Annotated in this window: 20 protein-coding genes and 1 tRNA gene; 18 read left to right on the forward strand and 3 right to left on the reverse strand. The window is 62.7% G+C overall.

The features are described from left to right. Positions 1 to 5 precede the first annotated feature (5 nt). The 5 genes from tsaE (at position 6) to trxA (ending at position 9,282) form a co-directional block, all read left to right on the forward strand. A complete protein-coding gene (gene tsaE / locus HF949_RS03295; protein ID WP_292898282.1) occupies positions 6 to 1,514 on the forward strand; it encodes a tRNA (adenosine(37)-N6)-threonylcarbamoyltransferase complex ATPase subunit type 1 TsaE in 1,509 nt (502 codons plus the stop codon). After that, complete coding sequence (locus HF949_RS03300; RefSeq protein WP_292898283.1) at positions 1,511 to 2,248, forward strand: nucleotidyltransferase family protein; 738 nt, start codon at positions 1,511 to 1,513, stop codon at positions 2,246 to 2,248. The genes tsaE and HF949_RS03300 overlap by 4 nt, the downstream gene beginning before the upstream one ends. Further along, positions 2,238 to 5,363, forward strand: coding sequence for a double-strand break repair protein AddB (gene addB, locus HF949_RS03305; protein WP_292898284.1), 3,126 nt, complete (start codon positions 2,238 to 2,240; stop codon positions 5,361 to 5,363). Before HF949_RS03300 ends, addB begins: the two co-directional genes overlap by 11 nt. Then, entirely contained in the window at positions 5,360 to 8,884 is a 3,525-nt protein-coding gene (gene addA, locus HF949_RS03310; RefSeq protein WP_292898285.1) for a double-strand break repair helicase AddA, read from the forward strand. The genes addB and addA overlap by 4 nt, the downstream gene beginning before the upstream one ends. Positions 8,885 to 8,958: 74 nt before the next feature. Then, complete coding sequence (trxA, locus tag HF949_RS03315) at positions 8,959 to 9,282, forward strand: thioredoxin (protein ID WP_007009092.1); 324 nt, start codon at positions 8,959 to 8,961, stop codon at positions 9,280 to 9,282. A 297-nt stretch (positions 9,283 to 9,579) separates the two neighbouring features. On the opposite strand, the gene HF949_RS03320 is transcribed toward trxA, so the two are convergent. Further along, a complete protein-coding gene (locus tag HF949_RS03320) occupies positions 9,580 to 10,386 on the reverse strand; it encodes an undecaprenyl-diphosphate phosphatase (RefSeq protein WP_292898286.1) in 807 nt (268 codons plus the stop codon). A 139-nt stretch (positions 10,387 to 10,525) separates the two neighbouring features. On the opposite strand from HF949_RS03320, the gene HF949_RS03325 reads away from it, so the two are divergent. The 9 genes from HF949_RS03325 (at position 10,526) to HF949_RS03365 (ending at position 19,131) form a co-directional block, all read left to right on the forward strand. Next, the gene (locus tag HF949_RS03325; protein WP_292898287.1) at positions 10,526 to 11,218 is read left to right on the forward strand and encodes a glutathione S-transferase family protein; all 693 of its coding nucleotides are present in this window, start codon (positions 10,526 to 10,528) and stop codon (positions 11,216 to 11,218) included. Continuing rightward, on the forward strand, positions 11,218 to 12,348 hold the full coding sequence (queG, locus tag HF949_RS03330; RefSeq protein WP_292898288.1) for a tRNA epoxyqueuosine(34) reductase QueG: 1,131 nt from the start codon (positions 11,218 to 11,220) through the stop codon (positions 12,346 to 12,348). Before HF949_RS03325 ends, queG begins: the two co-directional genes overlap by 1 nt. Then, complete coding sequence (locus HF949_RS03335) at positions 12,345 to 13,229, forward strand: SDR family oxidoreductase (protein WP_292898289.1); 885 nt, start codon at positions 12,345 to 12,347, stop codon at positions 13,227 to 13,229. Before queG ends, HF949_RS03335 begins: the two co-directional genes overlap by 4 nt. A gap of 42 nt (positions 13,230 to 13,271) precedes the next feature. Beyond that, positions 13,272 to 14,345: a penicillin-insensitive murein endopeptidase gene (mepA, locus tag HF949_RS03340; RefSeq protein WP_404934902.1), complete on the forward strand. Its 1,074-nt coding sequence runs from the start codon at positions 13,272 to 13,274 to the stop codon at positions 14,343 to 14,345. 129 nt (positions 14,346 to 14,474) lie between these two features. After that, positions 14,475 to 15,503 (forward strand): glucokinase, encoded by a 1,029-nt coding sequence (locus HF949_RS03345; RefSeq protein WP_292898291.1) that lies wholly within the window; start codon positions 14,475 to 14,477, stop codon positions 15,501 to 15,503. 119 nt (positions 15,504 to 15,622) lie between these two features. Then, positions 15,623 to 17,443 (forward strand): ABC transporter ATP-binding protein, encoded by a 1,821-nt coding sequence (locus HF949_RS03350; RefSeq protein WP_292898292.1) that lies wholly within the window; start codon positions 15,623 to 15,625, stop codon positions 17,441 to 17,443. Next, complete coding sequence (gene dapB / locus HF949_RS03355) at positions 17,440 to 18,252, forward strand: 4-hydroxy-tetrahydrodipicolinate reductase (protein ID WP_292898293.1); 813 nt, start codon at positions 17,440 to 17,442, stop codon at positions 18,250 to 18,252. Before HF949_RS03350 ends, dapB begins: the two co-directional genes overlap by 4 nt. 32 nt (positions 18,253 to 18,284) lie before the next feature. Further along, the gene (locus HF949_RS03360) at positions 18,285 to 18,905 is read left to right on the forward strand and encodes a 2,3-bisphosphoglycerate-dependent phosphoglycerate mutase (RefSeq protein ID WP_292898294.1); all 621 of its coding nucleotides are present in this window, start codon (positions 18,285 to 18,287) and stop codon (positions 18,903 to 18,905) included. 141 nt (positions 18,906 to 19,046) lie between these two features. Then, positions 19,047 to 19,131: transfer RNA gene (locus HF949_RS03365), tRNA-Leu, on the forward strand. Between the two features lie 80 nt (positions 19,132 to 19,211). Here HF949_RS03365 and HF949_RS03370 read toward each other — a convergent pair. Continuing rightward, positions 19,212 to 19,991, reverse strand: a complete 780-nt coding sequence (locus HF949_RS03370; protein WP_292898295.1) for a GGDEF domain-containing protein — start codon at positions 19,989 to 19,991, stop codon at positions 19,212 to 19,214. Between the two features lie 229 nt (positions 19,992 to 20,220). On the opposite strand from HF949_RS03370, the gene HF949_RS03375 reads away from it, so the two are divergent. Further along, positions 20,221 to 20,577 carry a septal ring lytic transglycosylase RlpA family protein gene (locus tag HF949_RS03375; protein WP_292898296.1) on the forward strand — a complete coding sequence of 119 codons (357 nt, stop codon included), beginning with the start codon at positions 20,221 to 20,223 and terminating at the stop codon, positions 20,575 to 20,577. A gap of 19 nt (positions 20,578 to 20,596) precedes the next feature. Here HF949_RS03375 and HF949_RS03380 read toward each other — a convergent pair whose 3' ends face one another. Then, positions 20,597 to 21,952: a putative bifunctional diguanylate cyclase/phosphodiesterase gene (locus HF949_RS03380; RefSeq protein ID WP_292898297.1), complete on the reverse strand. Its 1,356-nt coding sequence runs from the start codon at positions 21,950 to 21,952 to the stop codon at positions 20,597 to 20,599. Positions 21,953 to 22,337: 385 nt separating this feature from the next. Between HF949_RS03380 and gshB the strand changes: the two genes are divergently transcribed. The 3 genes from gshB (at position 22,338) to HF949_RS03395 (ending at position 25,876) form a co-directional block, all read left to right on the forward strand. Then, positions 22,338 to 23,285 carry a glutathione synthase gene (gene gshB / locus HF949_RS03385; protein WP_292898298.1) on the forward strand — a complete coding sequence of 316 codons (948 nt, stop codon included), beginning with the start codon at positions 22,338 to 22,340 and terminating at the stop codon, positions 23,283 to 23,285. A gap of 250 nt (positions 23,286 to 23,535) precedes the next feature. After that, the gene (locus HF949_RS03390; RefSeq protein ID WP_292898299.1) at positions 23,536 to 25,071 is read left to right on the forward strand and encodes a YifB family Mg chelatase-like AAA ATPase; all 1,536 of its coding nucleotides are present in this window, start codon (positions 23,536 to 23,538) and stop codon (positions 25,069 to 25,071) included. Between the two features lie 181 nt (positions 25,072 to 25,252). Beyond that, positions 25,253 to 25,876, forward strand: coding sequence for a LysE family translocator (locus HF949_RS03395; RefSeq protein ID WP_292899980.1), 624 nt, complete (start codon positions 25,253 to 25,255; stop codon positions 25,874 to 25,876). Positions 25,877 to 25,995 lie beyond the last annotated feature (119 nt).

Below are 25,995 nucleotides of genomic sequence, written 5' to 3' on the forward strand. Positions count from 1 at the left end.
ACCGTATGACAGCACGCGTTCTGGAACGCTTCCTGCCGGATGAAGACGCAACCACGCTTTTCGGCGAGGATATCGCCGTGGCGTTGCGGCCCGGCGATATTCTGGCTCTCCGAGGCGATCTCGGCGCCGGCAAGACGACCCTCGCCCGTTCCATCATCCGCGCTTTGGCCGACAATCCGGAGCTGGAGGTACCAAGCCCCACCTTCACGCTGGTGCAAAGCTACGACGCGCGCATCCCCGTGCATCATTTCGATCTCTATCGGCTGGCCGATCCCGACGAGTTGGAAGAGCTCGGCCTGTTCGAAGCGGCAGAAGATGGCGTTGCGCTTGTGGAGTGGCCGGAGCGTGCTGGCGAGCGTTTTGCTGATGCGATCCGCATTGAGCTGCACGACAGCGGCGAGGGCAGGCTTGCGGTGATCGCGGGGCCCGGGGAAGCGATGCTACGGCTGGAGCGCAGCTTCGCCATTCGTGATTTTCTCAACAATGCCGGCGAGCCGCGCGCCCACCGTGCGTTTCTCCTCGGGGACGCCTCACTGCGTGCCTATGAGACCGTGACGACACGCACGGGTGCCCGTCGCATTCTGATGAACGCGCCGGAGCGCCGCGATGAGCCGCTGCTTGCCTGCGGACGCCCCTATAGCCGGATCGCCCATCTGGCGCAGTCCGTCGCCGCCTCCGTTGCCATGGCAAACGCCATCCGCGCCCGTGGCTTCTCGGCCTATCAGGTCTATGCACAGGATCTGGAAACAGGGCTTCTCCTGACAGAGCATCTTGGCGAGACACCGTTTCTCTCGGCCGAGGGCGAACCGGTTGCGGAGCGCTATATGGAGGCCGCGCGCCTTCTGGCGGCACTTCACCGCGATGCCTGGCCGAAAGAGATACCCGTCAACGATCAGCTCATCCACGAGCTGCCGCCCTATGACGGCGAAGCGCTCGGCATCGAAGTGAGCCTTCTGACCGACTGGTACATGCCGTTCATGGCCGGACGCCCCGCAAACGATGCGGAACGCGCGGGCTATATGGAACGCTGGAACCGGCTCTTCGCACGCCTTGAAGACTTCGAGAAAAATCTCGTCCTGCGCGATTTTCACTCGCCAAACCTGATCTGGCGCGGCGAGCGCGAAGGGTTCGACCGGCTGGGGCTGATCGATTTGCAGGATGCGGTGTGCGGACCGGCGGCCTATGACGTCGCCTCGCTTGCGCTCGATGCCCGCGTCACCATGCCCGAAGCGCTGGAACGCGCTGTGGTGGAAGCCTATTGCGCCGCCCGTGCCGAGCAGGGGCCGTTTGACCGCGAAGCTTTCGACGAGGCCTATGCGATCTGCGCCACCCAGCGCAATTCCAAGCTGCTTGGCACCTTCGTGCGGCTGGAGCAGCGCGATCACAAGCCTTTCTACATCAAGCACCTGCCGCGCATCCGCGCCTATCTTCGCCGTGCAATGCGCCATCCCGTGCTGGACGAGCTGCGCACATTCTATGAAGAAGCCGGTTTCCTGAGCGGAGACGAGGCATGAGTGGCGCACTCCCGAAGAAGGCGATGGTGCTGGCCGCCGGGCTCGGCAAGCGCATGCGCCCCATCACCGACACCATGCCCAAACCGCTGGTGAAGATCGCCGGACGCACGCTGATCGACCGAGCGCTCGACATGCTGGAGCGTGTCGGGGTCGAGACGGCCGTGGTGAATGTGCACTACCTCGCCGAGCAGATGGAGGCGCATCTGGCAGGCCGCACCGCGCCGAAGATCGTCATTTCCGATGAGCGCGCGCAGCTTCTGGATTCGGCCGGTGGCATCATTCACGCCCTGCCGCATCTGGGAAACGCGCCCTTCTTCATTCTAAACGCCGACACGTTCTGGCTTGAATCTGGCACGTCCAATCTCGAGCGCATGGCACTTGCCTGGGAGCCTGACAACATGGATATTCTCCTCATGGTTGCAGACACCGAACAGGCGACGGGTCATTCCGGATCGACCGATTACAGCATGGATGCGCAAGGCCGCCTCACCCGTGACCGGGGCGTGGAGGGCGGCGTCATCTATGCCGGCGCGATCGTCCTTCATCCGCGCATCTTTGCCGGTGCAGGCAATGAGCCGCAGTCTCTCAACGCCTATTTCGACGCAGCCGAAGCCAAGGGCCGGCTTTTCGGCATGAGAATGGACGGCGCGTGGATCACCGTCGGCACGCCGGATGCCATCGCGCCCGCCGAAGCGGTGGTGGCGATGCACACCGAGAAGAGCGATGCTGGCTGAAGATAAAAGCCGCGTCTTTTCCATTCCCCCCGGTGTCGGCTTTCTGGAGACGCTTGTCGAAGCTCTATTCGGTGGAAAGCTCGTGCCGGGCTTTCGCCACACGGGCGATCCGCTGGCGCTGGCCGATGTCACCATCTATCTGCCGACCCGCCGTGCCGCCCGCGCCCTGCGCGATGTCCTGCTGCGAAAGCTCGACGGCCAGTCCGCCATCCTCCCCGTCATTCGTCCGCTGGGCGAGTTCGATGAAGAGGCCGCGCTGTTCGATACGGAGGGTGCCACCGCGCTCGATCTCGCCCCGCCGATAGAGGCGCTGGATCGCATCCTGTTGCTGGCACCGCTGGTGCAGGCGTGGAAGGCGCGGCTGCCCGGCCACGTGGCGGCATTGTTTGAGGAAGGTGTCGTGGTGCCGGCTTCGGCATCGGATTCCATCTGGCTCGCGCGCGATCTCGCCGGCCTGATGGACGAGATCGAAACCGAGGAAGCCGACTGGACGAAACTCGCCAGCCTCGCGCCCGATGCGCTGGCGCACTGGTGGCAGGTGACGCTCGAATTCCTGCAGATCGTCACCGCCCATTGGCCAAAGCTGCTCGAAGAGCTCGACCGTTCCAACCCCGCCGCACACCGCAACGCGATGCTGGCAGCAGAAGCCGCGCGTCTCAGGGCCCACGCACACAAAGGCCCGGTCATCGCCGCCGGCTCCACCGGCTCCATTCCGGCGACAGCGCGGTTGCTGGCGACAATCGCCGGGCTGGAAAACGGTGCCGTGGTCCTGCCGGGTCTCGACACGCGGCTCGACGCACGGGCCTGGGAGGCGGTGGGCGATGCGGACGAGCCATCTGCCTTCGGCCATCCGCAGGCCGGCTTGAAAAAGCTGCTTTCAGCGATGGGCATCGCGCGCGAAGCGGTGGTGGAGCTTGGCGAGCCTGCCCCGCCGCTCGCCCTGCGCCGTGCACTGGTCAGCGAAACCCTGCGTCCTGCTGAAACCACGGATGCCTGGCTCGAAAATCAGGCGCTGGCAGCCGATGCGACAGAAGGGGATGCGCTTTCCGGCGTGACCCTGGTCGAGACCGCAAACGAGCGTGAGGAAGCGCTGTCGATTGCCGTTGCGCTGCGCATGGCCCTGACCGACGAGAACGCCACGGCAGCACTCGTCACACCCGATCGCGGTTTGGCGCGGCGTGTCGCGGTGGAGCTGCGCCGCTTCGGCATCGAGGCGGATGATTCCGGCGGCACGCCGCTCGCCGACACCCCGCCGGCAACGCTCGCACGGCTGCTGCTCGAAACCGTGTTCCGCCCGGGTGAACCCATCGCCATGGTGGCCCTGCTCAAGCATCCCTTGCTCCGGCTGGGGCTGAAGCGCGCCAGCGTGCGCCGCGCTGCCGAGACCATCGAGCTCGTGGCGCTGCGCGGTGGCACGGGTCGGCCAGACATCGCCACGCTCGATGCGCTCTTTGAAACACGCTGGGGAGCGTTTGAACGCGACACGCGCAAGCCTTTCTGGTTCCCGCGTGTCAACGACGCTTCACTGGCCGAGGCGCGCGCGGTGCTCGGTGCTCTGGTCGAAGCGCTGCGCCCACTGGTCGCCCTGCGCGGGCAATCGGGCATCGGCGTGCCCGAGATGGCGCGCAAGACAGTCGAGGTTCTCGAAGCGCTGGGTCGCTCAGAGGATGGCAGTCTCACCAGTTATTATGACGGCGAGCGCGGACAGGCCATGGCCGCCTTCCTGCGCGGTCTGGTGGGTTCGCAAACCACCCTGCCCTTCGATGCCGCCGAGTGGCCGGCGGTCTTTGCCGCGCTGATCGCCACCGAGGTGGTGAAACCCACCATGGGCGCAGACAGGCGCGTGGCCATCTGGGGCACGCTGGAAGCACGGCTTCTGCATGTCGACACGATGGTTCTGGGCGGCATGAACGAGGGCACCTGGCCTGCCATTCCCTCCTCCGACCGCTTCATGTCGCGGCTGATGAAGGCCGAGCTTTCGCTGGAGCCGCCGGAGCGACGCATCGGCCAGGCCGCGCATGATTTCATGATGGCGATGGGCACGAAAGAGGTGGTGCTGACACGCGCCGCCCGCGCCGGCGATGCGCCGGCTGTCGCTTCACGCTGGCTGCAGCGCCTCACGGCGTTTGCCGGCAAAGATGTTGCCGAAACCATGCGCGCGCGGGGCCGGGAGCTGATCGCCTGGGCACGCCTTCTGGACGACAGGCCGGACGAGGATTTCGCCCCACGGCCCGAGCCAGCGCCGCCCGTCGAGGCGCGCCCCACCCGCTTCTCCATCACCGAGATCGAGACGCTGCGGCGCGATCCCTATGCCGTCTACGCCAAACGCATTCTGGCGCTTGTCGCGCTCGACCCGCTGATCCGCGATCCGGGTGCCGCAGAACGCGGGAATCTCTTCCACGATGTTCTGGAGCGCTTCATCAAGGAGGTGGAGGACCCGACGGCCCCCGACGCGCTCGACAGGCTGATCGCCATTGGCCGCCAGCTTTTTGCCGAAGCCGGTCTCCCGCAGGATGTGGCAACGGTCTGGTGGCCGCGCTTCGAGCGCACGGCGGCCTCCGTCGTCGAATGGGAGCGCGGTCGCGCCGAAGGCATCGCAAAGCGCCATGCAGAAATCCGCGCCTCGGCCATCGAGGTGGCAAAGCTCGGGCTCACCCTTTCAGGCCGCGCCGACCGCATCGACATCCGCGCCGATGGCAGCGCCGAGATCCTCGATTACAAGACCGGCGCCTCGCCGTCGCGCCGGCAGGCACACACGCTTCTCTCGCCACAGCTTGCGCTGGAGGCGGCGCTGCTTCAGCGTGGCGCCTTCGCCGATATCGGCCCCGCCGAGCCCGGCGACCTCGCCTATGTGCGGCTCAAGGCCAATGGCGAGGTGGTGCCTGAATCCATTCTCCGCATGAAGGACAGCGACAAGACTGCGCCCGGCATGGCCGAAGAGGCATGGGAACGGCTGGGGCAGCTTCTCGCCCATTATCACAAGCCTGAGACAGGCTATCGCTCGCGCGTCCTGCCCTTCCGCGAGGGCGATGTGGATGGCGACTACGATCATCTGGCGCGTGTGCTCGAATGGTCTGCCGGCGGCGATGCAGGCGATAGCGGAGGGGACGAATGAAAAAGTTTCCCTTCATCCCCGAGGACACGATAAAGGCGCAGTCGCTTGCCGCCGACCCCGCCACATCGGCCTGGGTTTCGGCCAATGCCGGCTCCGGCAAGACGCACGTCCTTGCCCAGCGCGTGATCCGGCTTCTGTTGCAGGGGGCGGACCCGTCCAAGATCCTCTGCCTCACCTACACGCGCGCTGCCGCTGCCAACATGGCCAACCGCGTGTTCCGCGATCTTGCCGGCTGGAGCCTCCTGCCCGACGAGGCGCTGTCCGATGTGATCGCAAAGATGGAAGGCAAGGCACCCAGCCGTGAAAAGCTCGCCCGCGCGCGGCGGCTTTTTGCCCGCGCGCTGGAAACGCCGGGCGGTCTGAAAATCCAGACCATCCACGCCTTCTGCGAGGCGATCCTGCACCAGTTCCCGCTGGAGGCAAACATTGCCGGCCATTTCGAGCTGCTCGACACGCAGATGGAGGAGGCGCTTCTCGCCGAGGCGCGGCGCGATCTTCTGTCCGGGGCCGCCGGCGAGGATGGCGCGCTGGCCGAAGCCTTTGCCGAGGTGCTGGAGCGTGGTGGCGAGAGCGGCTTGCAGGAGCTCCTGTCCGAGATCATCGCCCGCCGCGACGGGCTGCGCGCCTTCATCGATGAGATCGGCAACGACCCGGTTCCCTACAGTGCCCTGTTCGAGGAGTTCGATTTCGCGCCCGATGACACGGCAGCGTCGATTGCCGCCTCCATCTGGCCGCTTCCGGGCTTCGATGCCGGCACGTTCCGCGCCTTTGTCGCCGAGGCGGAGGCCGTCGACGCCAAAACCGTTTTGAAGAGCATCGTGCCCGATGCCAGCCGTGCATTCGAAGAAACGGACCCGCTGCGAAGGCTCGACCATCTGCGCAAGGGCTTTTTGAAGGCCGATGGCGGCGTCTATGGCGAAAGCACGTTCAAAAAGGCGCTGCGCACTGCCTTGCCAGATATCGTCGAGCGCTATGGCGAGGCGGCGGAGGCAATCCGCAATGCGGCCGACCGTGTGGCGCTCTTCCGCATGCTGGAGGCAACGTGTGCGGCCCTTGTCATCGCCGATGGCATGATCGCCCGCTATGAGCGGCTGAAGCGCGCGCGCGGCTTTCTCGATTTCAACGATCTCATCATGCGCACCATCCGGCTTCTGGACCGTACCGATGCCGGGCCATGGGTGCAGTACAAGCTCGACAAGGGCATCGACCATGTGCTGATAGACGAAGCGCAGGACACGAGCCCCGAGCAGTGGCAGATCGTGCGCCTTTTGGCGGAAGAGTTCTTTGCCGGCGAAGGTGCGCGCGAAGGCCTCCTGCGCACCATCTTCGCCGTGGGCGATGAAAAGCAGTCCATCTATTCGTTTCAGGGTGCGGAGCCTGCGGCCTTCGGCGAAAGCGGTCGCGCGTTTGAAAAAAAGGTGCGCGAGGTCGAGCGCCGTTTCGAGCGTCTGCGCCTGCGCTATTCCTTCCGCTCCACCGAGGATGTGCTGCGCGCCGCCGATCTCGTGTTCTCGAAGGCCGATGTGGCGCAGGGGCTGACGCACGATCCCGAGCCGATCGAGCATCTGGCGGTTCGCGCGGGCCAGCCCGGCTATGTGGAAGTCTGGTCGCCCATCGCGCCGGTCGCGGTGGACGAGCCGGAAGACTGGACGGAGGCCATCGACCATGCCTCCGCCCCCGCCGTGCGGCTGGCCGAAACCATCGCACAGACCGTCGAGGACTGGATCCGCGATGGCGAAATCATCGAAGGCACGGGCAAGCGCCTCACGGCGGGCGATGTGCTGGTTCTCGTGCGCAAGCGCGACCGCTTCGTGCACGCGCTCTCGCGCAGCCTGAAAAACCGCCACATCGACGTGGCCGGCGCGGACCGCCTGCGGCTCACTGCGCACATCGCCGTGCAGGATCTGATCGCGCTTGGCCGCTTCCTTCTCCAGCCGCATGACGACCTCTCGCTGGCAGCAGTGTTGAAAAGCCCTCTTTTCGGCATGGATGAGGAACGCCTCTTCCGCCTTGCCTGGTACCGCGGGCGCGCCGTGCCGCTGTTCGATGCCATGCGCGCGCAGGCGCTGGAGGATCCGGCCGTGGCCGGCATGGTCGAGACCCTGCAGAACTGGCAGAACGAAGCGGCTTTCAAGCCGGCTTTCGAGTTTTATGCCAGTCTTCTCACGGGCACACGTGAGCGGGAGGGCGCGCGTCGGCTTTTCGTTGCCCGGCTTGGCCATGAGGCAAACGACATTCTCGACGAGTTCCTCTCCTTCGCGCTCGCAGGTGAGCGGGCGGGGCTGAACGGGCTCGAAGCGCTGCTTTCGGCGCTTGAAGGGCAGGCGCCGGAAATCAAGCGCGAGATGGACCAGACGCGCGACGAACTGCGCATCATGACGGTGCACGCTGCCAAGGGTCTTGAGGCTCCGGTGGTGTTTCTGGTCGATCCGGGCAGTGCGCCCTTCGTCTCCCAGCATCTCCCGAAGCTGATGCCCTTCGCGCCGCGCGGTGAAGGCTGGCAGGGCAAGGGTTTCCTCTGGCGCGCCGGCAAGGATCTTTCCAACACGGTGGCCGCGCGTTTCGAAGCCGATGCAAAGGTCAAGGCGGAGGAGGAATACCGCCGCCTTCTCTATGTGGGCATGACGCGGGCCGAGGACCGGCTGATCGTCTGCGGCTATCATGGCCAGCGCGAGCCTCAGGAATTGACCTGGCTCAATGTCGTGCGCACCGCGCTTTCCGGGGCCGACCGGGTGGAGGAACGGGCGAGCCCGGAAATCTGCGCTCCGGTCTATCGCTATCGTGTCAGTGATGCACCGGCAGTGAAGCCTGAGGCAGAGAAACCTGCTGAGACCGCGCCCGAAACCGCGCTTCCCGAGGCCCTGCTCACCCCGCCGCCCATGCCGGTCGATCTGCCGCGCCCGCTTTCGCCGTCACGCGCTGGCGCTCTGATCGAAGCTGATTACGAGCCGGTCCCGTCTCCCCTCTCGCCGGTTCTCGATGAGGCGAGCAGACCGGGCTTTGCCATCCAGCGTGGTCTGGCCGTGCACAGGCTTCTGCAATTGCTCCCCGAATGCCCGCAGGAAGAGCGAGAGGCTGCAACCGATCGCTATCTCAACCGTGTCGGCGGCACCTGGAGCAGTAAAGAACGGGAGGCTGTCTGGCGCTCTGTCCGCGCGATCCTTGAGGACACGCGCTTCGCGCCCATCTTCGCGTCGGGGTCCCGCGCCGAAGTTTCGGTGATGGGAGAACTCACGCTTGGCAAGCGCCGCCACGCCGTCTCCGGCAAGATCGACCGCTTGGCTGTCACCGATGAGGCGGTTCTGATTGTCGATTACAAGACCAATCGCCCTGCCGCCGAAACGCTGGAAGAAGCACCCGCCGCCTATGTCGCGCAGCTTGCGCTCTATGCGGAGCTTCTGAAACCGCTTTATCCCGGCCGCCGGATCGAAGCAGCCCTTCTGTTCACCGAAACGCCGGTCCTGCTGCCGGTGCCCGGGGATCGACTGGCAGACGCGCTTGAACGACTCACGGGAGCGTGACACAAGAGAGCTTGACGCGACCCCGCGCCACCCCCACATGTGGTGTGACCGATTTGCCGATAAGGAGAATTCCCATGGCCACCGTGAAGGCGGACAAGAACAATTTCCAGTCCGACGTGCTGCAGGCGTCCGAGCCCGTGGTTGTTGATTTTTGGGCCGAGTGGTGCGGCCCGTGCAAGATGATCGCGCCCGCGCTGGACGAGATTGCCGCCGAGCTCGGTGGCAAGGTCAAGATCGCCAAGGTGAACATTGACGAGAACCCGGAACTCGCCGCGCAGTATGGCGTGCGCTCCATCCCGACGCTCATGATGTTCAAGGGCGGCGAAGTGGCCGACATGAAAGTCGGTGCTGCACCGAAGACTGCTCTCTCGGCCTGGATCAATGGTGCCGTTGCCTAAAACGTCACCTGCAGAGACATGAAAAGCCCGGCCTCGTGCCGGGTTTTTTGTTGGATGGGTGAGTCTGTGTTTATGTGGACGCGCCGCCATTGCATTGATGGGGTACGTGGTTCGACAAGCTCACCATGAGGGAAGTGGAGCATCGCGGAAAAGCCTGCTTCGGTGAGGTTACGGACGGGAACTGCAATCATCTACCTCCCTCATGGTGAGCTTGTCGAACCACGCACCACGCCGCTGCCACAAAATCGAGGCGGAACAATCAAAAAACCGGATTCCACACTTCGATTTCGGGAGACCCTACCCCCACACAAGCAGTGCGATCAGACCGACACTGCCCACGAGCAGCCGCCACCAGCCAAACAGCGCATAGCCACGCCGCGATACGTAGCCAAGCAGCCAGCGCACCACCAGAAGCGCAGCAAAAAAGGCGGCGATGAAACCGATGGCGATGATCTTCACATCGGCTGCCGAGAGAAGATCGTAATTCTTGTAGAGATCATAGGCGAAGGCGCCGGTCATGGTCGGCATGGCGAGGAAAAACGAAAACTCCGCCGCCGAGCGCTTGTCCGCGCCCATCAGGAGCCCTCCGACGATTGTCGCACCGGAGCGTGAGGTGCCCGGGATCATCGAAAGGCACTGGAACAGACCGATACCAAGATACATGGAGAGCGGGAATTTCGTGATGTCATGGTAGCGCGGCTTGTTGGCCCGGCGATCCACCCAGAGAAGAACGAAGCCGCCCAGAATGAGCATTGCGCAGATCAGAAGCGGCGTCTCGAAGAACACGGTCTTGATGATCTTGTAGGCCAGCACACCGATGATCGCAGCCGGCAAAAAGGCAATCAGGATGCCGATGACGAAGCGCCGGGTTGCCGGGTCGCGGGGCAGATCTGTCAGCATCTGCCAGAGGCGCGCGGCATAGACGCTGAGGATCGCCAGTATCGCGCCGAGCTGGATCAGAACCTCAAACGCCTTGCCGGTGGATTCAAAACCGAGGAAATGGCCGGCCAGCAGGATGTGACCGGTCGAGGAGACGGGTATGAATTCCGTCAGTCCTTCGAGGACGCCAAGAAGGAGGGCCCCCACGATGGTCTGATCCGTCATGTTTGCTCCTCAATCACGGCTTGCTTGTCAGCAGATACGTCTCCCCCTATAGCAGAAGGGAGTACTTGCAGAATCAGGTAATCGAAGAATTACCGCCAAGGCCATGAAATGGCCAGAGCCTTCCTTTAGAAGCGACAGCATGCTGACCCTGTTTCATCACCCCCTCTACGCTTCGTGCCGTTTTATCCGGCTTTCCTTCGGCGAATATGGCGAGGAACTCGCCTTGATCGAGGAACGGCCGTGGGCGCGGCGCGAGGAATTTCTGACGCTCAATCCCGCCGGCACCATTCCGGTGCTTCTGGCCGAGGGCGATCACCCGATCGTTGGCGCCACGGTCATCGCCGAGTACCTGGACGAGACGCGTGGCGCGCTCAAGCGCGAGAAGCGGCTGATGGCGGAAGATTCCGTCGACCGGGCGGAAATTCGTCGTCTGGTCGAGTGGTATCTCGTCAAGGCCGATGCCGATGTCACCCGGCATCTGGTGCGCGAACGCGCGCTCAAGCCGCAGATGGCTGGCTCGGAAGGCGGCGGGTCTCCGGACTCGGCAGCCATCCGCGCTGCACGCACCAATGTGCGGCAGCATATGAAATACACCAACTGGCTGGCCGGCACGCGCGACTGGATGGCCGGCAAACGTCTCTCCTATGCCGACCTTGCGGCAGGCGCCACAATCTCGGTGCTCGATTATCTGGGCGAGATTGAATGGAATGATTATCCTGCGGCGCGCGACTGGTATACCCGCATGAAGTCGCGCCCCTCCTTCCGCTCCATCCTGGCTGACCGCGTGCGTGGGCTCTCTCCCGTTTCCCATTACGCGGATCTGGATTTCTGATGCAACGCGCGCAGGCCGACAGGCTTCGCGCGTTCGTCGACAAGGAGGCGCGCGCACTGGGCTTCGATGCAGTGGCGGTAGTCTCGGCGGAGCACGCTCCATCGCGCGCGGCCGAACTTGGCCATTTCCTCAAGGAGGGCCGGCATGGCAGCATGCAATGGATGGAGGAAACGGCCGATCGCCGCGCCCACCCGCGCGATCTCTGGCCGGAAGCGCGCTCTGTCATCATGCTCGGCATGAATTACGGTCCGGACGACAACCCGCTTGAGATATTGAAAAGCCGCGACCGGGCGGCGATTTCGGTCTATGCGCGCAACCGAGACTATCACGACATCATCAAGGGACGGCTGAAACAGCTTGCCGGCAAACTCGCTGCCCGCACCGGCGAGGATGTGAAAGTTTTCGTCGACACCGCGCCGGTGATGGAAAAGCCGCTGGCCCGCGAGGCCGGCCTCGGCTGGCAGGGCAAGCACACAAATCTGGTAAGCCGTGAATTCGGCTCCTGGCTGTTTCTCGGTTCCGTTTTTACCACGGCGGAGTTGCCGCCGGATGCGCCGGAGCGCGACCATTGCGGCTCCTGCCGCGCCTGCCTGGACATCTGTCCGACGAAGGCCTTCCCCGCCCCCTATCAGATCGATGCGCGGCGCTGCATTTCCTATCTCACCATCGAAAACAAGGGGCCAATTCCCCGCCAGTTCCGCATTCCCATGGGTAACCGCATCTATGGCTGCGACGATTGCCTTGCCGTCTGCCCGTGGAACAAGTTCGCGCAGGATGCCGCCGAAGCGAAGCTGAAGGCACGTGACGAACTCAGGGCGCCGTCGCTTTCCGAGCTTCTGGAACTGGACGATGCCGGCTTTCGCGCCTTCTTCTCCGGCTCGCCGGTCAAGCGCATCGGCCGCGACCGCTTTATCCGAAACGTTCTGATTGCGGCAGGCAATTCCGGCGAAACCAGCCTGCTTGACCCGTGCAGGCGCCTCGCCGAAGATGCTTCGCCGCTCGTGCGTGGCGCGGCCGTCTGGGCGCTGTCCCGACTTCTGGACGACAAGGCCTTTCGGGCAATCGAAACCCGGCTGCGCCCGCAGGAAACGGACGCACAGGTGCAGACTGAATGGGACGGGCGATCATGACCAAGCGATTCTTCATCTTCGGAGCAGGCTATTCGGGCCGGGCCATCGCCCGCGAAGTCGCTCGCGAAGCCGCGACCGTGGCCGGCACCACACGCAGCGCTGAAAAAGTCGAGGAACTGAAACGCGCGGGCATCGTGCCCTACCTGTTTCAGGGCACCATTCCCGCCGAAGCGAAAGATGCGCTGGCCTCCACCACGCATCTCATCGTCAGCATTGCACCGGACGCGGAAGGCGATCCTGTACTGGCTGCCGGGCGCGATGTAATCACCCGGGCCATGCCGTCGCTCAGATGGATCGGCTATCTCTCCACAGTCGGCGTTTATGGAGACCATGGCGGAGCGTGGGTGGATGAAACCGCAGCCTGTGATCCGGTCTCAGATCGTTCGAAACAACGGCTTGTTGCAGAAGAAGAGTGGATGCGGCTTGGCGCGGCGCTCAATCTGCCCGTCGCCATTATCCGCCTGTCGGGTATTTACGGGCCGGGCCGCAATGCATTCTGCAGTCTTCACACGGGCAAGGCGCGGCGCATCGTCAAGCCGGGCCAGGTGTTCAACCGCATCCATGTGGGCGACATCGCAGGGGCGACAGCGCATCTCGCCCGACGCTTTGAGACGGGTATTTTCAGTGTGACGGACGACGCGCCTTCTCCCCCGCAGGATGTGGTGGCGCACGCCGCCGCTGTGGCAGGTCGCCAGCCGCCCACGGAGATCGCATTTGAAGACGCAGACCTCTCCCCCATGGGGCGGTCGTTTTACGGCGAATGCAAACGCGTTTCGAATGCACGACTCAAAGGCACGGGCTATCGAATGCGGCATCCGGAGTATCGCGCGGCACTCGAAACCATGTGGGCAGACGGAAGCTGGCGTGGAGAAGAATCGTAAACGAATGCGGTAAGCGGTTGGCAAGCATGATATGATTCGATCATCGCGCGGTGGGCTGACAACGAGGAAGCGATGCGATTCCAACGGACTTTGAAATTGGTGGCCCTGGCCATGCTTGGCCTTTCCACCACGATTGCCTCCGTTCAGGCTGAACCCCTCGCCAAGGAGCTTTTTGGGGCCAAGAAACTCCCTGCCGCTACGCGGCCTGCAGCCTATGGCTTTTACTCCAAGGGGTGTTTTTCCGGTGGCGTTGCCATCGCACCCGATGGCCCGCACTGGCAGGCCATGCGCCTCTCGCGCAACCGCCGCTGGGGGCATCCTGTCCTCATATCCCTGCTGGAGCGCCTGTCGAGAGAAGCCGCGCAGGATGGATGGCGCGGGCTTCTCGTCGGAGACATTTCGCAGCCGCGTGGCGGTCCCATGCTTTCCGGTCATGCGTCGCATCAGATCGGGCTGGATGCCGATATCTGGTTCACCCCGATGCCGGCCCAGCGCATGAGTGTGACGGATCGTGAGCGCATCAGCGCAGTCTCGATGCTGAAGAAAGATTCGCTTTACGTCGATGACAGAAAGTGGACTCCGGCCCACGAAGCCGTTTTGCGTCGCGCTGCAAATTACTCCGAAGTCGAGCGCATCCTCGTTCATCCGGGTATCAAGAAGAAGCTTTGCGATACCGTGCGCGGTGATCGCTCGTGGCTCAGCAAGATCAGGCCATTCTGGGGGCATCACTACCATTTTCATGTCCGCATCGGTTGCCCGGCTGGCTCTACCGGCTGCAAACCGCAAAGCCCGCCCCCTCGCAGCGAGGGGTGCGACGATTCACTCGCCTGGTGGTTCACAGATGAACCATGGAAGCCGGCAAAGGGTCCTGCCAAACCGAAGGCCCGCGACGTGATGACCATGGCGGCCCTGCCCACTGCGTGCCGCGCCGTGCTAGATGCGCCGAATCCTGCTTCGGAAGCAGCAGTGACCGTCGCCGGTCAGGGCGGGGTTCCACAGGCTGCGGGCGCTGATCTGCCCGCACTTGGCTACCAGCCCGCCAGCCCTGCCAATGTCCTTTCGGCGATGCCCCCGGCGCGGGTTCCCCGGCCGACCAATCGCCCCGGGTTTCAGTAGAGCCAATCGGCGCTGATGTGGCGGCCGCGCCGACATTTTTGCTGCCGGCGCGCTTGCGTTCCGGCTTTAACCGATTTAATTCCGCTTTAACCCCTGTCTTTGAAGCGGCAAATCGCCAGAGTCTGTCCCATGCATTTCAAGAATGAGAACGATACAGCCCTGCGATTTCCCGTCCTGATCGGCGACATCGGCGGCACCAATGCGCGCTTCGCCATTCTGGTGGACTCCAACGCCGAGCCGAAAACATTTCCGGTGGTGCAGACCGCAGACTTTGCGACCATCGACGAAGCCATTCAGAGCGCCATTCTTGATCGTACCTCGATTATTCCGCAATCGGCGGTGCTGGCGGTGGCTGGTCCGGTCGAGGGTGATGAGATCGACCTGACCAACTGCGACTGGGTCGTGCGCCCGCGCAAGATGATGGAGACGATGGGTTTTAGCGACATCATCGTCATCAATGATTTCGAAGCCCAGGCGCTGGCTGTCGTTGCGCTCGACGACGACAGTCTGGAAATGGTCTGTCCCGGGAGGTCGGAAGCCACGGGCAGTCGCGTGGTCCTTGGACCCGGCACAGGGCTTGGCATGGCCGGCCTGGTCCATGCGCAGCACACCTGGTTTCCGGTGCCGGGCGAAGGCGGGCACGTGGATCTGGGCCCGCGATCCGATCGTGACCTCGAAATCTTTCCGCATCTGGAGCGTATCGAGGGCCGCGTAGCGGCGGAGCAGATACTATGCGGGCGTGGCATGATGAATCTATACCGCGCAATCAATGCTGCCAACGGTAAGGAGCCGGTCCACGAAACGCCAGCGGAGATCAGCAGCGCCGGTCTCGAGGGGGCCGATCCGGTTGCCGTCGAAACCCTTGATCTCTTCGTCACCTATCTGGGGCGGCTTGCCGGCGATATGGCGCTCATCTTCATGGCGCGGGGCGGCGTTTATCTAAGTGGTGGCATTGCCCAGAAAATCGTTCCAACGCTCAAGAACGGTCATTTCCGGGCGGCCTTCGAGGATAAGGCGCCGCACGGAGCCCTGCTAAAAGACATCCCTGTCTATGTCATCACGCATCCGAAAGCCGCCCTTGTGGGCCTTGCCGCCTATGCCCGCACACCCGTTCGTTTCGGCATCGAAACCCAGGGGCGGCGCTGGAAGGCCGCATGAAAAGCGGCTTCTGGAACAGGATTCACCGTTGCATGAGTGCGGTCGAACGGGCATAGCCTGTTGCTGAAAAAGTGCGGCCGTCCAACGCCCGGTCGCCCGGCTGAACAGGAACGGATGTTTTGAAGCTTGGAAAGAACAAGGCGGATGTGGGAGACGTTCTTCCTGTCATTCGCCGCATCTTCGCCGAAAACGGCCGCGACTATATCGGCCATTATGCGATCGCGATTGCCTGCATGCTGGCCATCGCCGCGACCACCGCTTTCAGCGCGTGGATCATGCGGGACATCATTAACGAGGTGTTCTATAACCAGCGCTGGGAACTGGTCGGCTGGATCTGCGCCTCCATCGTCGTAGCCTTCGCTGTTCGCGGTTTCGCCACCTACGGCCAGTCGGTGATACTGGCCAAGATCGGCAACAACATCGTTGCCCGCTACCAGCAGCGCATGTTCGATCATCTTATGCGGCTTGGCATCGATTATTTCACCACCACGCGTTCCGGCCAGCTTGCAGCTCAGATCAGCCAGAACGTGACCGGCATCCGCGACCTGCTCAACATGACGGTCGCCTCCATAGCCCGCGATCTGGTCACGCTCATCGGTCTCGTGGCCGTCATGGTGATGCAGGATCCCCTGCTCTCGGTGATCGCTTTGGTCATCGGCCCGCCGCTCATCTATTCTGTCAATTACCTGATGCGCCGCCTGCGCCGCGTCACGCGTGAGGCCGTCGATGTGAACTCGCGCCTGCTGGGAGCCATGCAGGAATCGGTTCAGGGCATCGCCATCATCAAGGCCTTCACCATGGAGAAGCAGCTCTCGAACAAGATGTCAGGGCTGATTTCCTACGCCGAGGACCGCTCCAACAAGATTGCCCGCGTCTCCGAGCGGCTTGGCCCCATCACCGAGCTGCTGGCGGGCCTCGCGATCGCCGGCGTGATAGGCTACGCGGCTTGGCGCGCATCCGTCAGCGCGCAGCCGCCGGGGGGGGTTTTCTCCTTCATCACCGCTCTGCTTCTGGCCTATGATCCCGTGCGCAAGCTTGCGCGCGTCCAGGTCAATCTGGAACGCGCGCTGGTCAATGCGCGCATGATCTACGAGATTCTCGACACCGAGCCGCAGCAACGCGATGCGCCGGGGGCAGGCACGCTTTCGGTCAGTGAGGGCACGGTCACCTTCGATAAGGTCGCCTTTTCCTATGGTGACGATCTGCCCGTTCTGCACGGCGTCAGCTTTGTTGCAAAGGCGGGTGAAACCACGGCCATCGTGGGCCCGTCGGGTGCCGGCAAGTCCACGCTCTTTGCGCTTCTCCAGCGCTTCTACGATCTCGATGGCGGCAAGATCGAAATCGACGGGCAGGATATTTCTGGCGTCACCAAGAGCTCGCTGCGCAATGCCATCGCCTATGTGTCGCAACAGCCCTACCTGTTCGAGGGCACGATCCGAGACAACATCCGCTATGGCCGCCCGGACGCAACCGACGCGGAGGTGGAGGAGGCAGCACGGCTTGCCTTTGCCGACGAGTTCATCCGCCAGCAGGCAAAAGGTTATGAAACGCTTGTGGGCGAGAATGGCGCCAATCTTTCCGGTGGGCAACGCCAACGCATTTCCATCGCCCGGGCCATTGTGCGCGATGCACCGATCCTGCTCCTCGACGAGGCGACCTCCGCTCTCGATAACGAGTCGGAGGCACGTGTCCAGCAGGCGCTGGAAGGCATCATGGAATCCCGCACCACGCTGGTCATCGCGCACCGGCTATCCACCGTCGTCAATTCCGACCGCATCATCGTGCTTGAAGAAGGGCACCTGGTTGAGGAGGGCACACATGAAACCCTCCTTGCCAGGCCACATGGCATCTATGCGCGCTTCCATCGCATGCAGAGCCAGAAGGGCGAGAACCTGCTCGCCAACACGACAGCAGCAGAGCCGCAGGAGCAGAACACATGAGCGATATGGGGCTTGTCATCGTCGGCGCTGCCGGCCGTATGGGGCAGACGCTCATCCGCACCGTGCATACGATGGAGGGGTTGCACGTCGCAGCCGCCGTGGAGCGCCCGGACTCGTCCTTCCTTGGCCGCGATGCGGGCGAGCTTGCCGGCATCGGCACGATCGATGTAGCCATCACCGATGACCCGCTGGCAGCCTTCGCGAAGGCCGATGGCGTGCTGGATTTCACCGCGCCGGACTCCAGCGTCGAGTTTGCCGGCTATGCCGCTCAGGCACAGATTGTCCACGTGATCGGCACCACGGGCTTTGCACCGGAACACGAAGCGAAGATCAAGGCTGCCGCACACCACGCCACCATCGTGAAATCAGGCAATATGAGCCTTGGGGTGAATCTGCTTGCGGTGCTGGTTGAAAAGGCCGCCCGCGCGCTGGAGGCGTCCGATTTCGACATTGAGGTGCTGGAGATGCACCACCGCCACAAGGTCGATGCCCCTTCTGGCACTGCGCTACTGCTCGGAGAGGCCGCTGCAAGAGGGCGTGAAATCGCGCTTGCGGAAAAGAGTGTGCGTGTGCGCGATGGGCAGACCGGCCCGCGCGAGGAAGGCACGATCGGTTTTGCCACGCTGCGCGGCGGCTCCGTTGTCGGCGAGCACTCGGTCATTCTGGCGGGCGCGGGCGAGCGCATCACCCTTTCGCACCAGGCCGAGGATCGTGGCATCTTCGCCCATGGGGCGGCAAAGGCCGCCCTTTGGGCGCATGGCCGCAAGCCCGGCCTCTATTCCATGCTCGACGTGCTCGGGCTCAACTGAACTTTCACCCACGAAGCAACAAGGAACGCACCATGTCCGGTACTCTCATTCTCGTTCGTCACGGTCAGAGCGAATGGAACCTGAAGAACCTGTTCACCGGCTGGCGCGATCCGGGCCTCACCGAGAAAGGCCATGAGGAAGCAAAGGATGCCGGCCGCCGGCTGAAGGCGCGCGGCTTCAGGCCCGATATCGCCTACACCTCGGTCCTCTCCCGCGCGCAGGTTACCAATGACCACATCCTGAAGGAGCTCGGGATGGAAGATCTGGAGACCATCCGCGACCAGGCGCTCAATGAGCGCGACTATGGCGATCTGTCGGGCCTCAACAAGGATGATGCGCGCGAAAAATGGGGTGAGGAGCAGGTGCATATCTGGCGCCGTTCCTACGACACACCACCCCCCGGCGGCGAAAGCCTGAAGGACACGGGCGCACGCGTGTGGCCCTATTTCCTGCATGAGATCCTGCCGCATGTGCTGCGCGGCGAGACGGTTCTGGTGGCCGCCCATGGCAATTCGCTGCGCGCCCTCGTGATGGCGCTCGACGGTCTTTCAGGCGAGGAGATCGTGAAGATGGAAATCGCCACCGGCGTTCCCATTGTCTACAGGCTCAACGCCGATTCGACCGTGGCGTCGAAAGAGGTTCTTGAAGATTGATCCGTCATGGCAGGGGCTCCGCAGCGCCCCTGCCCGCTTTTGCGGGAGGCCTCGGTATCGGCCCGTGTCATTTTCCTGACAAACAGCAAGAATCCGCGTTGACACGGACGGGCTTGCCCCTTACATCGGCATCGCACACCTGCCCAGGTGGCGGAATTGGTAGACGCGCACGGTTCAGGTCCGTGTGCCGCGAGGCGTGGAGGTTCGAGTCCTCTCCTGGGCACCATTCTTTCATATAAGAATGCGTATTTTCCGGCGCTGCGTGATCGTTTCCGCAGCGCATTTTATTTGGGTCGGGCCGGGCCTTCACGAAGCCGTGCGCAGCTGTACGGTCACCGTCTCCGGATCCGGCGCGCACACCTGGTTGCGGCCCCGCCCTTTCGCGGCATAAAGCTGTTCATCGGCGATTGCCATCAGAGTGGAAAAGTCGGCTGCCGTCTCAACGAACGAAACCCCGATGCTGACACTGAGACGGGCAATCCCGCCTTGTATCGTCCGGACCTCGATGCGCTCGACAGCACGCCGCAGCCGTTCGGCCAGCGCTCTGCCGCGGGAGAGGAGCGCCCCTTCCACAAACACCCCGAATTCCTCGCCGCCGATCCGCCCGGCAATGCCTTCCGCGCCAAACAAGTCCTGAATGACATTAGCGATTGCGGCAAGCGCACGGTCCCCGGTCAGATGGCCGTGCGTGTCATTGATCCCCTTGAAGTCGTCGGCGTCGATGACGAGCAAAACGCCGCCCGCGCCCCGCTGTCCTGCCTGATTCAGCTCCTTGATGAAGGTGCTGCGATTAAGAAGTCCGGTCATATCATCAATGCGCGCTGCCGCAGCAAGCCTGCGATAGACGCCGGCGAGTTCGCGGTGTGCAGCCTCCAGCTCCTGGTGCGCCAGAGCGATCCTGTGGTTCTGGTAGAATGTATAGGTGCTGGCCGGGAATGCGATCAGCAGCGGACACAGCGTACTCATGAAGGCAGCAAACCCGTTCATTGAGCTGCCGGTCAGGCGTATCGTCGTCCAGGAGATCGCCAGTGAAGCGATGATGGAAAGAAGCGTTGCGATCGCAGCCTTGAGCAAAACCGGTTTCATGGTTCGGCGGATATCAGCCGCCCGTTACCCCAACGTTAAGGGGATCGGTCGTGCCGCCCCGGGGCAACGCCCATTCATCGCCTCATTTGGCCGATAAAGCGCTTCCCGGGACAATCGGCTTCCGGTTTTCCATCCGGAATCCGTGAAAACCATCCTTTGGATCGCTTTACCCATTCCGTGAAACGCTGAAGGGGGCCGTTTGCTCCGCAACGAAATTCAGGACGATAATATGCACAAGCGACTTTCCCGCAGCGTGTTGATCACGCCGGCAGCCGCCCTGATCTTGGCCGTGGTGACCGCGCCGGCCTTTGCGCAGTGCGGTGGCGCCTCATGGTATGCCCTGACTTCAAAGACGGCCTCGGGCGAACGGATGAACCCGGCGGCGATGACTGCGGCGCATCGCACCCTGCCCTTCGGCACGAAACTGCGTGTGACCAACGAGAGAAATGGACGCAGCGTCGTTGTGCGGATCAACGATCGCGGGCCGTTTGTGCGTGGCCGGATACTTGATCTGTCGAAAGCTGCGGCTGCCAGGCTTGGCTTTATCCGGGCCGGCCACACAAGGGTCTGCCTGCAAAAGCGCTGAACCCTTCGCTCCGGGTTGATCAGATAATCTGCTTGTGCTGAGCCGGAAACCAGCTGTTCTGTCGAAGATAACCGAGTGTCTCGTCGGCGTTGCAGGGACGACCGAAGAGAAAGCCCTGCCCGCCTGAGCAGCCGAATTGCACCAGGCGGTCGGCCTGGGCCTCCGCCTCGATGCCTTCGGCCACCACGTCCATACCCAATCCCTCGCACATGGCGAGAATGGCACGGATGATGTGTTCGGACGGACGATCTTCCAGAATGGAAGAAACGAAGGCGCGGTCGATCTTCAGCTTGTCGAAGTGAAACTCCCGAAGCCGCCCGAGGCTCGACTGGCCGGTGCCGAAATCATCCAGCGAAACGCGGATGCCGACACGGCGCAGATCTTCCACGATGCGGCGGGCTGAAGCAGGGTCGTTCATAAGGCCGGTTTCGGTTATCTCGATCTCCAGACGACGCGGGTCGAAGCCCGTCCGTTCCAGGATGGAGAGGATCTGCAGGCCCGTATTGTGGTCCACGAGCTGTGATGGCGAGAGATTGAAGGACAAAAACAGGTCTTTCGGCCAATCGCGCGCGGCCTCGGTGGCCTTGCGAAGCACGAGCTGCGAAAGCTGGCCGATAATGCCGCGCTCTTCGGCAATGGGGATGAAAATGCCGGGGGAGACGGGGCCCAGATCACGGTCTGTCCATCGGGCCAGCGTCTCGAAGCCGACAGTGCGGCGCGTTTCAAGGTCGACAATCGGCTGGAAATGCGGCTCCACCTCTCCTGCGGCCACGGCGCGTCGCAGCGCCTGTTCGATATGGGTCACCCGCTTGGCGGCTTCCTCCATCTCGCGGGTGTAGACCACCACGGCCCCGCGCCCGGTGCGTTTTGCCTGATAGAGCGCGGTTTCGGCCTTGTTGAGCAGAACCTCGCTCGTTTCCTCTTCGGAATAGTAGAGCGAACAACCGGCTGAAGCCGAGAGCCGCGCCGTGCGCTGACCCACATCATAGGGGGCGGAGAGAATCTCAATCAGAAGCCTTGTTTTCTCTCGGGCCGTCTCTTCGCTGAAGACGAGGGGAAACAGAAACGCGAATTCATCGGCGCCGATCCGCGTCACGGTGGAATTTCCATCCATCGCGGCCCGAAGCCGCATGGCTACCTGTTGCAGGATTTCATCGCCGGCAGCGCGACCGAAGAGGTCATTGATCGGTTTGAATCCGTCGAGGTCGAGAACACCGATGGCGAACGGGGCGGGATCGTCGGCGCGCTCTTCGATCAGTCGATCAATCTTGTCGAAGAACCGGCGCATGTTTCCAAGGCCCGTCAACGCATCGGTGAAGGCAAAATCGGACTGGTCCGCCGTTATCGTCCGTTCAGGTGCGGGCGCCGGCTGCATCGAAACTCCGTTGCTTTGGCGATTTTTTGATCACATGGGCCGAACCATGGACCTAAATTGTTTAGGAATCGTATCCAATACTCTGACAATACGCACGTGGTTTCTGCCAGTTCGGGCGCGACTTTGCATCTGGGCCGCTGCCCTGTCTTGACACATGCGTGCCTGCGCCGTCATCTGCTGGCGTTGGTGGATGGAGTTTGACGTCGAAAGCTGTTTGCACTCACCTTGAGATTGAATGTCAAATACATAAATTCCATCCGGGTCACGTCCCAGGAAACATAAAGCTGCCAGTGGCATCGTGTTTCCAATATTTGCTCTGGCGGCTCGGGCGGCCAGGATGCGAATGTTGAATGCGAACTGCCTGAGTCCCTCCGGAGTTTATTCCATGCCCCTCAAAATCGCGGTCCAGATGGACCATATTTCTACCGTTTCGATTGCCGGCGACACGAGCTTTGCGCTTGCGCTGGAAGCACAGGCGAGGGGCCATGCGCTCTGGCACTACACGCCGGACAGGCTGTCCATGGTCGACGGCAGGGTCATCGCCTGGGCGGAAACTCTGGAAGTGCGCGATATCAAGGGCGATCATTTCACGCTTGGCGAGCCAAAGCGGCTTGATCTTTCCGGGATGGACGTTGTCCTCCTGCGTCAGGATCCGCCCTTCGACATGAATTATATCACCACCACCCATATCCTCGACCGTATTCATCCCGGCACACTGGTCGTCAACGATCCGTCCTGGGTGCGCAACAGTCCCGAAAAGATCTTTGTCACCGAGTTCGCGGATCTGATGCCCGAAACGCTCATCACGCGGGACACGCGAGAGGTCGATGATTTCCGCAGGAAGCACGGCGACATCATCGTCAAGCCGCTTTATGGCAATGGTGGCGCTGGCATCTTTCATCTCAGGGAGGGTGACCGAAATCTCGCCTCGCTGTTGGAAATGTTCATGGGGGCGTTTCGCGAGCCCTTCATCGTGCAGCGTTATCTGAAAGAGGTGAGGGGTGGTGACAAGCGGATCATTCTCATCGAGGGCGAACCTGTTGGCGCCATCAACCGGGTTCCCGCCGAGCATGACTCCCGTTCAAACATGCATGTGGGCGGACGCGCCGAGCATGCGGAACTGACAGATCGTGAACGCGAAATTTGCGCGCGTATCGGGCCGTCCCTGCGTGAACGGGGCTTCACCCTCGTCGGTATTGATGTCATCGGCGACTGGCTGACGGAAATCAACGTGACGTCGCCGACGGGCATACGCGAAGTGAAGCGTTTCGGCGGCGCCGACATTGCTGCGCTGTTTTGGGACGCGGTCGAGGCACGCCGGGCCGGCGAATGACAGCCGGATGACGAATGGATTGTTCCGCGGGTACAACCATTCGCAACCGGAAAACAGCCATGGCGTTTTCTTGTTCCTGAAATGTTCTTGATCTGGGTGCCGCAAGCTGCTTCAATGTGGTTGTGAGGCGATCAAATTTCTTGTCCTGGGTGTATCCCGGGGCTGAGCATGTGGTCGCCCGGTGGCATTTTCGAGCGTCTTGCGTGTGTTTTTCTACCCGCAAAGCGCTCCGGGGACTTGGGGGAAACGCATGGTTTCGCATGTCTGCACGGTGGCCTTTCAGGGGGTGGAGGCCGTTCCTGTCGACGTGCAGGTCATGATCGCGCCCGGCAAGATGGGGATGCAGATTGTCGGGCTTGCCGACAAGGCGGTGGCGGAAAGCCGGGAGCGGGTGCAGGCAGCACTTCATGCATCCGGCTTGTCGATGCCTCCCAGGAAGGTGACGATCAATCTCGCGCCCGCCGACTTGCCGAAGGAAGGAAGTCATTATGATCTCCCCATCGCTCTCGGTTTGATGGCGGCGCTTGGCGCTGTCCCGTCGGACGCACTGTCGGGTTATGTCGTCCTCGGTGAGTTGTCGCTCGACGGCACAATTGCTGCGGTCAATGGTGTTTTGCCGGCGGCGATTGGCGCAAACGCCATGGAGCGCGGATTGATCTGTCCTCATGCCTGTGGGGCCGAGGCTGCCTGGGCGGGCGCGGACATCGACATTCTCGCGCCGCGCAGCCTGATTGCGCTTGCAAATCACTTCCGTGGCACCCAGGTCATGAGCCGGCCTGAACCGGCACTCTATCCCGCGCCGGTCTCGATGCCTGACCTTGCCGATATCCGTGGGCAGGAAGCGGCCAAGCGGACGCTCGAGGTGGCGGCCGCTGGCGGGCACAATCTCCTGATGATCGGGCCTCCCGGGGCAGGCAAGTCCATGCTGGCGCAGCGCTTGCCTTCCATTCTGCCTCCGCTCTCGCCGCGCGAGCTTCTGGAGGTTTCGATGATCGCCTCCATCGCCGGGGAACTGGCGGATGGAAAGCTGTCCGACCGGCGTCCCTTCCGCGCACCCCATCATTCAGCCTCGATGGCTGCGATCGTGGGCGGCGGGCTGAAGGCGCGGCCGGGGGAAGCTTCGCTGTCTCATCACGGCGTCCTGTTTCTCGATGAATTGCCGGAGTTTTCACCGCAGGTACTTGATTCCCTGCGTCAGCCTCTGGAGACGGCCGAATGCGTGATCGCTCGTGCAAACCATCGTGTTAGCTATCCGGCCCGCATTCAGCTTGTAGCCGCCATGAACCCGTGTCGCTGCGGAATGGCGGGGGAGCCCGGCCATCGTTGCCGGCGAGGACCGCGCTGCGTGGCAGATTATCAGGCGCGCATTTCAGGTCCGCTGCTCGACCGCATCGATCTTCGCATCGATGTTCCGGCGGTTTCCGCCGGGGATCTCATCGGCGGGGGCGGGCGGGCCGAAACGAGCGCTACGGTGGCCGATCGTGTCGCCTTTGCCCGGCAAAAGCAGCAGGCACGCTACACGGCGCATGGCCTGCCGGCGTGGACCACGAATGCATCCTGTTCCGCGGCACTCATCGAAGACGTCGTTTCTCTCGATGCCGATTGCACGGCCCTGATCCGTCAGGCGAGCGAGAAACTTGGCTTCTCTGCCCGCGCCTATCATCGCGTGCTGAAGGTCGGGCGCACACTGGCGGATCTCGACGGTGCCGATGCTGTTGCGAGACCCCATATCGCCGAAGCGATTTCCTATCGCATGGCCGGGCAGGCAAGGGCGGAGATTGCCTGAATCTGTCGCGCGGGGTTCGAGGTTGCTGAAGCCTGAAAAGCACCGCATAGTTGCGCCGGTGGCTGGAGAATCTTGCGGTCAGATGGGATCATCTGGCGTCCGCATGGATGGGAAAGAGTGCAGAAATTGAACGTCCTTCAAGTGCCCGAAAGGGTGCATGGCGCTCCACGGAGAGGATGAAATGGTCGAGACCGGAACCCTGTTGACCTACGTACTCGTTGTCCTGGGACTGTTTCTGATCCCCGGTCCTGCAGTGCTGATGACACTTGCCCGTGCCGCCAGCGGCGGTCGGCGGATCGGCATTGCTACAGGGCTCGGCATCGCGGCGGGCGATCTCGTTCACACGATCATGGCGACAGTCGGCCTGTCCGCGATCCTCATGACCTCGGCGCTGGCCTTCACCATCGTCAAATATATCGGTGTCGCGTATCTGATCTACCTTGGCATCAGTGCTTTTCTGGAGAAGACGGATCGGTTTGATCTGCCCGTCGTGCGGCCGCTGACGGCGCCACGGGCCTTTCGGCAGGCACTGCTTGCCGAGGTGCTCAACCCGAAGACGGCTTTGTTCTTCCTTGCCTTTCTGCCGCAGTTCGTTCAGCCGGGAGGCTCGGCCGTCCTCCAGCTCGCGACGCTGGGATTTGTCTTTGTCGTGATGAGCGCGGCCTTCACCTCGCTGATTGCGATCGGCGCCGGCTCGGTCGGTGCGTGGCTGCGGCGCAACCCTGCGGTCGCACGCTGGCAGGGGCGCGTCGTCGGCACCATCTATCTGGCTCTCGGAGCACGTCTTGCCCTGCAGGAAAGATGATGGCTCTGACGAGGAATAAAGCTGGCTAATTAATGCACCGCGCCAGGGCGTCAGGGTTGGATCATGAAACGGTGAACTGTTCCAGAGCATCGGCCTGAAAAGTGGAAACCGGTTTTCGG

Origin of the sequence: Nitratireductor sp., from assembly GCF_017794765.1 — a bacterium.
In the GTDB taxonomy this organism is placed as follows: Bacteria; Pseudomonadota; Alphaproteobacteria; order Rhizobiales; family Rhizobiaceae; genus Nitratireductor.